Genomic DNA, 9,250 nt, shown 5'->3' on the forward strand with positions numbered 1-9,250 from the left:
ACTGGCCAGACTCGATCGACACGCACCCGACCGATAAGAAGAATCCTCCGCCCCACAGGCAGCCTGATCAACCTCCGAAGGACTTACGGGCGAGACCACTTAGCCTAGGTTCCTTTCCACTCGGAGTTGATTGCTGCTGGGCCGTGGAGCGGCTGAGCCAGTTTTCGAATCGGGTCTCGGCGAGGCTGGCGTCATCGCCGGGAACGAGGGTGCGCTCGTTCAGTTCTGCGCCGGAGTAGCGTGCGCGTGGATCCGTGATCACTTCGCGTGGATCGTGGCGTTCCCTGAGGTCTAGTCGGATGAGTTCGTCGAGACGAAACTTTTGTGGCCCCGCCACTTCAACGATGCCGTTCACCGGCGATCCCACGCAGACCCTGCCAACCGCGGTCGCGACATCGTCAGCTGCCATGGGTTGGATCAGGGCGGGTGCGAGTCGCACTGTGTTGCCGTCGGTTGCAAAGTCAGCGAGGCGATTGACGAATTCGAAGAACTGCGTCGCGCGGACGATCGAGTAGGGGATCGACGATCCCTCGATCAGCTTTTCTTGGGAGATCTTGGCGCGGAAGTATCCGCTTTCGAGGAGGCGTTCGGTTCCAACGACCGACAACGCGACGTGATGGCCCACGCCTGCGGCCGCTTCAGCGTTGAGGAGATTGCCGGTTGATGTTTGGAAGAACGTCAACACTGCTGCATCCTCGAAGGATGGGGAGTTCGACACGTCGACGACCACAGAGGCTTCCTCGAGCGCCTCGGCCAGGCCCTCGCCGGTGAGTGTGTTGACGCCCGAGTCTGGTGATGCCGGCACCGCTTCGTGGCCGTGGTCACGAAGTTTTTTGACGATCTTCGACCCGATGAGGCCGCTTCCACCGATAACCACGATCTTCATGGTGAATCCCTTCAGTTGCCGCTCTAGGCTCCGGAAGCCATCCGGTGACGGAGCCGTGATGGTGAAGCACGCTTCTTGTGTCTTTGCGGGTCGGAGAAGCCGATGCTTCGGGCGACGATCGCGGCTAGCCCTGGATGAAGGCGAGCAGTTCGGCGTTGACCTGATTCTGGTGCGTGGCCGTGATGCCGTGCGGCGCACCCGGGTAGTAGATGTCCCTTGCGCCCTTGATGAGCCGGGCCGACTTCACCGCCGAGTCCCTCACCGGAACGATCTGGTCGTCCTCGCCGTGCAGCACCAAGGTCGGGACGTCGAACTTCTCGAGGTCCTCGGTGAAGTCCGTCTCGGAGAATGCCTTGACACTCTCGTAGGCGTTGATGAGGCCCGACTGCATGCTCCAGGTCCAGAACTGGTCGAGCAGGCCCTGCGAGACCTCGGCACCGGGCCGGTTTGCGCCGTAGAACTGGACTGCCAGATCCTTGTAGAACTGCGAGCGGTCCTTGGCGAGACCGGCCCGCAGGCCGTCGAAAACCTCGATCGGCAGGCCCTCAGGATTGGCGGCGGTTTTCAGCATGATCGGCGGAACCGCGGCGATCAGGACTGCTTTGGCAACCCGCGCCGTTCCGTGACGTCCGATGTAGCGAGCGACCTCTCCACCGCCGGTGGAGTGGCCCACCAGCGTGACGTCGGTAAGATCGAGCGCGTTGATCACGGCCGCCAGATCGTCGGCGTAGCCGTTCATGTCGTTGCCCGACGAAGCCTGGCTGGACCGGCCGTGACCGCGTCGGTCGTGCGCGACCACGCGGAAGCCGTGCTGCGCGAGGAACAGCATCTGGCCGTCCCACGCGTCAGAGCTCAGCGGCCAGCCGTGCGAGAACGTGACTGCCGGGCCCTTGCCCCAGTCCTTGTAGTAGATTTCGGTTCCGTCGCTGGTGGTGATAGTGCTCACGGTCTGCTCCTTACGGAAGGGGGCCTTGCATCGAGCACCGTCGTACCCGCGAGGCACTGAATGAGTCCGTCGAACACCCCAGTCGTGTCCCCAGTCGGCGTGACCAGGACGCGAGAAAACCCGGCCGTACCGGACCATAGTCACCTTGAGCGCTGGGCTGGCTATGCCGGCGAACACCTGAATCGCCAGGCGCGAGACAAGGGCGATCGGGAGCACAGTCAGGCTCCGGCATCACGGGCCAGGTCGACCAGGCGAGCCGACAGTACGTACCAGCTCTCGTCGCCCAGGAATCATCGGCCATGCGGCACGCGAGCGGGCGAACCGCGAGGCGCTGCGACGCCAGACGAACCTACGAAGATGATGCCGGAAGTCTACTCGGGAGTGCGCGGATGGAGGCTGTTCGGCGTGCCGCGCATTCACCCGCTGTTGGGTGGCGGATCTCCGCTGTACTTCGGGCCGGTTGACGTCGACAGATGGTTGCAAATCACTGTAATGGGGATGTAGGTTGCGATGGTCGCCGTCGTTGGGGTGGACCTGCGTCAGCCAGGAATCCGCGCTAGCATGATTGTCGTGTGATTATGCAGGAAGACGGCGGAAGGGTGAGAATTATGGCCCGTTTGTCCGAACAACTGGCCTACCTCTCAAGGCGTGCCAAGGCAGCCGAGAGTGCTGCGGATGCTGCCGAAGCCGAGACCCGCGAGGAGCTGGCGGCCAAAGTCGAGCAGGCTCGCGCCAACGCCGAGCAGCACGCGAGCGAGCTTCGTGAGAAGGCCGCGGACGTGACCCAGGAGACATCCAGTCGGTGGCGCGAGATCCAGGAGCGCTGGAAGGACCACGTGAGCAAGGTGCGTGCTGAGGTCCAACAGAAGCAGGCCGAGCGCGACGCCCAGCGTGCCGAGCGGCGCGCGGAGTACGCGGAGGACGACGCCGTCTGCGCGATCTCTTTCGCTATCGCCGCTGTGGAAGAAGCCGAGTACGCCGTCCTGGACGCCACCTTGGCTCGCGCCGACGCTGCGGCCGTCAGCACCTGATCCTCATCTCATTGCCCCGGATTCGGTTGGCGACGCCCTGCTTGGCTTTTGCGCGCGGGCGTGGCTCGGCCTGTAAGTGGGTGTGGTCTCGCCCGTGATGCGCTTGGCCGCATTGTCGATCATAGCGATGTGGATCATTGCTTCGGAGCTGGCGGGAAGGGTCTCGTAGTCGCGGGCGAGGCGACGGTGGAACATCAGCCAGCCCAGGGTTCGCTCGACGACCCACCGCCGTTTCACCAGGTGGAAACCGCGGGTCCCGGTTTTTCTGGAGACGACCTCGACGTCGATGCCGAGGGCGGCTCCGTGCTCGACCACGGTGTTCTTGAATCCTGTGTCGACCCAGGTCTTGGAAATCGTCTGCCAGGTGTCCTTCGTCTGGTCGAGCAGGCGTGTGCCCAGGGTGTTGTCGGACAGGTGGGCGGCGGTGACGGTCACGGCGAGCAGCAGGCCGAGGGTGTCGGTGACCACGCCCCGCTCCCGACGATCTTCTTGGCGGCGTCGGTGCCCTGGCTGGCACGGGGGACGTCGGTGGAGGTCGTGACGGTCTGGGTGTCGAGGATGCAGGCGGTCGGCTCGGGATCGCGGCCGTCGGCGGCGCGGGCCAGGCCGGTCAGCTCATAGCCGAGCCGGACAAGAATGCCCTCGTCGCGCCAGGCGGCGTAGGAGAAGTAGACGGTGGTGTGCGGCGGGAAGTCGTGGGGCAGGTATCTCCAGGAGACGCCGGTCCGGTGTCACGGCCGGCGCGCGGCGCGCCGAGCAGCAGTTCACCCATCCGGCGTTCCCACGCCCTGCGCTGGAGACCTTCGAGGACGCCGTCTCGTGTCAGTCCTCGCGGGACAAACGGCGCAAGCGTTCCTCGGAGGCCCTCCTGCCCAGTGAAGGTAGAGCCATCAGCGGCACCATCGCCGGTGACAGGCTGCTCGACCTGCTCGAGTTCGGCTGGCGACGAGAGCTCCGGGCGGGTGCTGTCGCCGGGCGGCTTGAGGCAGAGCCTGGGCTCGCGCAGGCGGTGGCTACGGCGCTGGGAGCGCAGTCCCGGGCTCTGAGGGCCGGCGGGGTGGCGCAGAGGTGGCCCGCCTGCGTGGTCGTCGGGATCGCCCGCGCCGCGTCCGGGTCCGACACGACGGCGTTCTGGCCTGCCTGGCACCGGGCCGCGGGGCTGCGGTCAAGTGCGCGGTCCGCCCGTGAGTGGGGTGACGCGTTCCTCGCGGCGCTCGGGGTGCTGGGACTGCCTGGCGCGCCCGCTGTCGAGGTGGCCGTGCTCGCCCATGTGACCGCGCCGGAGGACCACGCCGGTTCCGCGGGCGACCTCTCCGACGGGGCGGGCCAGGCGCGCCTTGACCCGTTCGGCGGCGGGGTCCTCCTGACGGACGGCGTCTCGGGACAGGCCCGCGCGGGGCTGCCGGAGGAGATCACCGCCGAGGGCGCCACGTTGCTGGCCTTCGACGAGAACGGGGCACTCGTGGACGGGGCGCTGCCCGCCGACGCCGTCTGGGTGCTCTGCTCGGCGGGCGCCGAACTGCGCTCCGACGCGCCGGTCCGGATCCTCGTGACGAGCACGCTCCCGCTGGCCTGGCGTGGCTGGCGCCTCATCCAGGTGGACCTGCGGGGGGCTCGTTGGATCGCCCTCGGTGCCGGTGCCGGTGCCGGTGCCGGTGCCAGCCGTCGCCTCGTGCGCGGCCGGACCAGGCCGGTGCTGCGCACGGGTCCGCCGATCCCCGGCGTCACGACCGTCGCTGGCAGGCCTGTCCTCGCCTCGCCCCCCGAGGTCCTGCTCCCGCCCGGTCAGGCCACCTTCCGGGTCGAGGCGCGGCGGACGGACTCCGGGGCCACCCTCGCGAGTGTCACGACGACCGGTGACACGTGGCGACCGGACGTCCTGTGGCGCGGTATGCGGCGGCCACTGCTCGGCGAGCTCGTGATCTCTGTGATCCCCGGGCTGCGCCGCACCGTGGTGCTCGCGGAGGGCCTGGGCGTCACCTCATACCCGGCCCCTCGGCTCACCAGCGCCCGGGGGCTTCAGCCCGCAGAGGCGGTGATCTCGGCCCCACCGGGCATGACGGTCTCCCCGGCCGCGGCCGCCTACCAGGAGGAGACGGTGACGCGGGAGGTCACCTGCGTCGCCGGCGCGGTGGTCCAGCGCCTGGCCGTGACCCCGCCGCACCTGCGGCTGCGGATCGATCCCGAGCCGGGCAGCGGCGCCGAGGCGACCGGGTGGCACCACGTGGGCCCGCTGCGCCTCACCCACGACGACCTGTGGCGCGGGGGCCTGCTGCGCATCGACCTGCCGGGCGCCGCCACGCCACCGGCGATCACGCTCATGGCGGGCGGAGAACCCGTCCAGGTCCTGGGGGCGCTGCGCGACGGCCGCTACCCGCTGCGCCGCATCCTGGACACGGCGGCCGTCCACGGCGACACCGAGCTCACCATCACCGTCGGCGGGGGAACCGTCGTGACATTCGCCACCGTGACCGGCGCCGGCCCGGCCGATGATCCGTGGACGGTCACACAGGCCTGACATCGCCGCCCCCTCGCGCGGGCCACCCACGAGGGCCCCGAACAGCGGAAAACCCCGACGGGAGATCCTTCAGTGATGGACGTGATTGCCACCGCCGAGCACCTCAGCCTGACGTACCGCCGCTACCTGCGGTCGCTGCTGCCGGTGCGCGACCCGAAGCTCGCGCGGGCGCTGCGGGACGCGATCGACGCCAGTCCGCTGCTGACCAAGGGGCCGGTGCTCGAGGCGACACCGCCGTACGCGGCGGGCGCCAGCCTGCGGCGGCTGATCGTCGACGGTGTCCTGCCCAGCGGGTTCGCCCGGCTCGGCGGGCCCGCGCTGCCGCTGGACCGGCCGCTGTACGCGCACCAGGAAATGGCGATCCGCAAAGCCGCCGCGGGCCGCAACCTCGTCGTCGCGACCGGGACCGGGTCGGGCAAGACGGAGAGCTTCCTGCTGCCGGTCCTCTCCGAGCTCGTCCGACAGCGGGACGCCGGGACGCTGGGTCCAGGGGTCCGGGCGCTGCTGCTGTACCCGATGAACGCCCTGGCCAACGACCAGGTGCGCCGACTGCGGCAGGTGCTCGCGGGCACACCCGAGATCACGTTCGGCCGGTACACCGGGGAGACACCAGAGCGGCCCGCCGAGGGCGCCTCCCTGTTCGAGGCCCTGAACCCGGGCGAGGCCAGGCTCCCGAACGAGCTGCTCTCCCGAACCGAGATGCGCGACAGCCCGCCGCACCTGTTGCTGACCAACTACGCGATGTTGGAGTACCTGCTTCTGCGCCCCGCGGACATGGACCTGTTCGAGGGGCCGCACGGCGGGCACTGGCGCTTCGTCGTGCTGGACGAGGCGCACGTCTACGACGGGGCGAAAGCAGAGGAAGTCGGCATGCTGTTGCGCCGGCTCAAGCAGAAGGTCTTCTTCCAGGGAGAGGACTCCGCCCGCTCGCTGCAGGCCATCGCGACGTCCGCCACCGTCGGCGACAGCCCTGCGGCCGTCATGGAGTTCGCCGCGAAGCTGTTCGACGCCCCGTTCGAGTGGAGTCCCGGCAACCCGAACGGCAGCGAGCTGATCGCAGACGAGACCGGCACCCTTACCGCTCTCCTCGGCTCCCCGGGCACGCGGCGCGCGGCCACCTCGCCGCACCTCGTCCTGGCACCCCAGGTGTGACCGCCCGTAGATGAGCGCCACGCCGGCCCGTCGGATCGGCACATCTGTGACTCTACGTGTTATTTTTCTGCGCACCCCACGTGGCATTGGCTCGAGTCCGGCCTCGCGAACAACTTGGCCCCCGCGTCGTGTTCGGACCCAAGGCGCGCGGGCGTCGGTCAGCCGTTGAGGAGAGTGATGCAGCGCCCGGCCGGGCTGGTCACGGTGGTGATCGCGGTGCGTTCGTCGATGGGAGGCGCGTTCGTGCGCTGGTCGAAGATCGCAAGAGTGCCGATCGGCAACTGGAGTCGGTTGAGGTAGCGGTCCAGCTGTATGAGCCCGGTCTTGAGCGGGTTGGATCCGCCGGTGCGCCAGGCCTTGATCTCAAAACCCTCGCGCTGGACCTGCCGCGGTCCCCCGCGGGGTGCGTAGGGCCAGCGGAGATGAAGGTCGATGCGGCCGGATCCGAGCGCGTATTCGCGTTCGACCTGGCGGCTGTGATCGTCGGTCTCCCGCGGAGCCAAGGCGAGAGCGGAACCCGATGCGGCCGGTAGCCGGCCACTCCGCCGCACACCCGGCGGCCGGTGCCGGGCGAGTGGAGCGGGGGAACACGCGTCAGAGCGGAAGCGGCCTGTAGAGATCGACCGGGCACTCTCGTGACGGTGCTTCGTAATCAGCGGTCGTCATCGCACAGGCGGGCGAAGGCTGGCAGCGTGCTGTGCGCGACCGAGGGGCCACTTTGCCCAGCAGGCGGCGATCCCTGTGATGTGCGGCTGAGCGAGTCACTCGCAACGGGTAGTGTAGGTACGTACCTACCGGGGAGGTGGTCGCGGTGACCATGGTCTCATCGCGAGAGTTCAACCGCGACGTGAGCGCGGTCAAGCGGGCTGCCGCCAGCGGTCCTGTGATCATTACGGATCACGGTCGGCCGTCGCACGTCCTGCTGTCGTTCGCCGACTACCAACGGCTCACGGGCACCGCGGGTAGCCTGGGCGACGCGTTCGTCCTGGACGAGGACATCGACTTCGAGCCCGTACGGCCGCGGGACTCGCTGCGCGAGGCCGACCTGTGAGCTTCCTGCTCGACACCAACATCATCTCCGAGCTCCGCAAGCCCGTGAAACGCAGGGATGACCGATTCAACGCCTGGGCCGACACCCTGTCGCCATCGGACACCTTCCTCTCCGTCATCACCCTGCTGGAACTGCGCGCGGGCATCGAGAACAAGCGACGGCACGACGCCCGACAGGCGGCGGTCCTCGACTCGTGGCTGGACCACAATGTGCTCCCGGCATACACGGGCCGACTGCTCGACATCGATCAGGCCGTTGCCGACTCGGCGGCACGACTCCACGTGCCCGACCGGCGCCCAGCTCACGACGCGCTCATCGCCGCCACGGCTCAGGTCCACAGCCTCACGCTCGTCACCCGCAACGAGTCCGACTTCGCGCCCATGGGGGTCCCACTCGTCAACCCGTGGGCCTCCCACCCGTAGGCAGGTAGGGATATTTACCCGGGCCGCTGTTACTGACGGGAGACGCATGACCCGCGACATCCAGATCACCTTTGACTGCGCAGATCCGGCGGGGCTCGCGGCCTTCTGGGGCGAGGTCCTCGGCTACCGTCCGCAGGAGCCGCCCGCCGGTTTCGCGTCCTGGGAGCAGGCTCTGACTGCGATGGGCGTTCCACCCGAGCGCCACGACGATGCCGCGGCGATGGTCGACCCCGCCGGCTCCGGTCCACGGCTGTTCTTCCAGCGGGTCCCGGAGGGCAAACGGGCCAAGAACCGCGTTCACCTCGACGTACGAGCCGCGTCCGGACTGGAGGGCGAGGCTCGGATGGCGGCGCTGGAGCAGGAGGCGGAGCGACTCGTCGGCCACGGTGCCACCCGACTACACCGCCACGAGCCCACTCCACCGCACGCCGGACACATCGTGATGGCCGACCCCGAGGGCAACGAGTTCTGCCTCGACTGAACAGTGATCGCAGAGCCGTGCCCGGCAGTGATCTTTCTCGACGATTCTACGAGCGGGCGGTCTGGCCGCTGATCGCGGGCGTGCCTCATGCTGCCGCGTTGCTCGGTGAGGGTTCCGAGGTCCTCGGCTTCGATGGCGAGGTTTCCACGGACCACGATTTCGGCCCCCGCGTGCAGCTGTTCGTCCCGCCAGGACTTGACACCACGCCGATCGACGTCGCCCTGGAGAGGCTGCCAGCGCGGTTCGACGGTTTCCCGGTTGTCCTTCCCGACAGCGATCGACTCGACGGCCGGCCCCACCACCAGGTGGAGGTGACCACCGCGCGGGGCGTTCTTCGCAGGCCGGCTCGGCGTCGACCCCGCTGGCGGGATGGACCTGGCGGACTGGCTGCTGGCCCCGACCCAGATCCTGGCCAGCCTCGCTTCGGGTCGCGGCTGGGTGGTGGTTCGCGCGCGGCACGCAGGATGCCGGCGGGCGTCGCGCGTGAGGCGGCGCCTGAGTCGTGCGCCGGAGTGACACGGCTGGCTCGCGCGATGGCCGGGCCGCAGTACACTCAGGTACTGAACCCTCTGCCCCGAAGGGGACATGTCGTGACCTATCGCCTGGAGATCGTCAGCGAGGTCCGGGAGTAGCTGCATGACCTACGTCGAACAGACCGAAGCACCGCGATCCTCATCGGCCAGGCTGTGACCGCTCTTCTCGACGAAGGACCCGCTCTGGGACGGCCGCTCGTCGACCGGATCAAGGGCTCACGGCTCCACAG

8 protein-coding genes and 3 pseudogenes are annotated in these 9,250 nt (G+C 68.6%); 7 read left to right on the top strand and 4 right to left on the bottom strand.

Annotated elements, in window-relative coordinates; genetic code table 11:
- Positions 1 to 67 precede the first annotated feature (67 nt).
- Together NBX02_RS17655 and NBX02_RS17660 are read right to left on the bottom strand one after the other, a co-directional pair.
- Entirely contained in the window at positions 68 to 886 is an 819-nt protein-coding gene (locus NBX02_RS17655; protein ID WP_250286135.1) for an SDR family oxidoreductase, read from the bottom strand.
- Between the two features lie 124 nt (positions 887 to 1,010).
- A complete protein-coding gene (locus tag NBX02_RS17660) occupies positions 1,011 to 1,889 on the bottom strand; it encodes an alpha/beta fold hydrolase (protein ID WP_445548511.1) in 879 nt (292 codons plus the stop codon).
- A gap of 521 nt (positions 1,890 to 2,410) precedes the next feature.
- On the opposite strand from NBX02_RS17660, the gene NBX02_RS17665 reads away from it, so the two are divergent.
- Positions 2,411 to 2,863, top strand: a complete 453-nt coding sequence (locus NBX02_RS17665; protein WP_250286138.1) for a YtxH domain-containing protein — start codon at positions 2,411 to 2,413, stop codon at positions 2,861 to 2,863.
- Between the two features lie 3 nt (positions 2,864 to 2,866).
- Here NBX02_RS17665 and NBX02_RS17670 read toward each other — a convergent pair.
- Positions 2,867 to 3,594, bottom strand: a pseudogene (locus NBX02_RS17670) (IS5 family transposase); the annotation flags it as partial.
- Positions 3,595 to 3,920: 326 nt separating this feature from the next.
- Here NBX02_RS17670 and NBX02_RS17675 point away from each other — a divergent pair.
- Complete coding sequence (locus NBX02_RS17675; protein WP_250292281.1) at positions 3,921 to 5,381, top strand: hypothetical protein; 1,461 nt, start codon at positions 3,921 to 3,923, stop codon at positions 5,379 to 5,381.
- A 75-nt stretch (positions 5,382 to 5,456) separates the two neighbouring features.
- Positions 5,457 to 6,437, top strand: a pseudogene (locus NBX02_RS17680) (DEAD/DEAH box helicase); the annotation flags it as partial.
- Between the two features lie 254 nt (positions 6,438 to 6,691).
- Here the strand turns inward: NBX02_RS17680 and NBX02_RS17685 are convergent.
- Positions 6,692 to 7,036: a hypothetical protein gene (locus tag NBX02_RS17685; RefSeq protein ID WP_250286132.1), complete on the bottom strand. Its 345-nt coding sequence runs from the start codon at positions 7,034 to 7,036 to the stop codon at positions 6,692 to 6,694.
- Positions 7,037 to 7,350: 314 nt separating this feature from the next.
- Between NBX02_RS17685 and NBX02_RS17690 the strand changes: the two genes are divergently transcribed.
- The 4 genes and pseudogenes from NBX02_RS17690 to NBX02_RS23360 form a co-directional block, all read left to right on the top strand.
- Positions 7,351 to 7,584 (top strand): type II toxin-antitoxin system Phd/YefM family antitoxin, encoded by a 234-nt coding sequence (locus tag NBX02_RS17690; protein ID WP_250286136.1) that lies wholly within the window; start codon positions 7,351 to 7,353, stop codon positions 7,582 to 7,584.
- Complete coding sequence (locus tag NBX02_RS17695) at positions 7,581 to 8,006, top strand: type II toxin-antitoxin system VapC family toxin (protein ID WP_250286131.1); 426 nt, start codon at positions 7,581 to 7,583, stop codon at positions 8,004 to 8,006. Before NBX02_RS17690 ends, NBX02_RS17695 begins: the two co-directional genes overlap by 4 nt.
- A gap of 46 nt (positions 8,007 to 8,052) precedes the next feature.
- Positions 8,053 to 8,487, top strand: a complete 435-nt coding sequence (locus tag NBX02_RS17700; protein ID WP_250286130.1) for a VOC family protein — start codon at positions 8,053 to 8,055, stop codon at positions 8,485 to 8,487.
- 533 nt (positions 8,488 to 9,020) lie between these two features.
- Positions 9,021 to 9,250: pseudogene (locus tag NBX02_RS23360) on the top strand (type II toxin-antitoxin system RelE/ParE family toxin); the annotation flags it as partial.

Source organism: Protofrankia sp. CiP1_Cm_nod1 (assembly GCF_920888515.1).
GTDB lineage: Bacteria > Actinomycetota > Actinomycetes > Frankiales > Frankiaceae > Protofrankia.

Excerpts from the sequence above, each read along its gene's own strand:
- NBX02_RS17655 (WP_250286135.1), bottom strand. The coding sequence starts at position 886 with ATGAAGATCGTGGTTATCGGTGGAAGCGGCCTCATCGGGTCGAAGATC.
- NBX02_RS17665 (WP_250286138.1), top strand. The coding sequence starts at position 2,411 with ATGCAGGAAGACGGCGGAAGGGTGAGAATTATGGCCCGTTTGTCCGAA.
- NBX02_RS17690 (WP_250286136.1), top strand. The coding sequence starts at position 7,351 with ATGGTCTCATCGCGAGAGTTCAACCGCGACGTGAGCGCGGTCAAGCGG.
- NBX02_RS17700 (WP_250286130.1), top strand. The coding sequence starts at position 8,053 with ATGACCCGCGACATCCAGATCACCTTTGACTGCGCAGATCCGGCGGGG.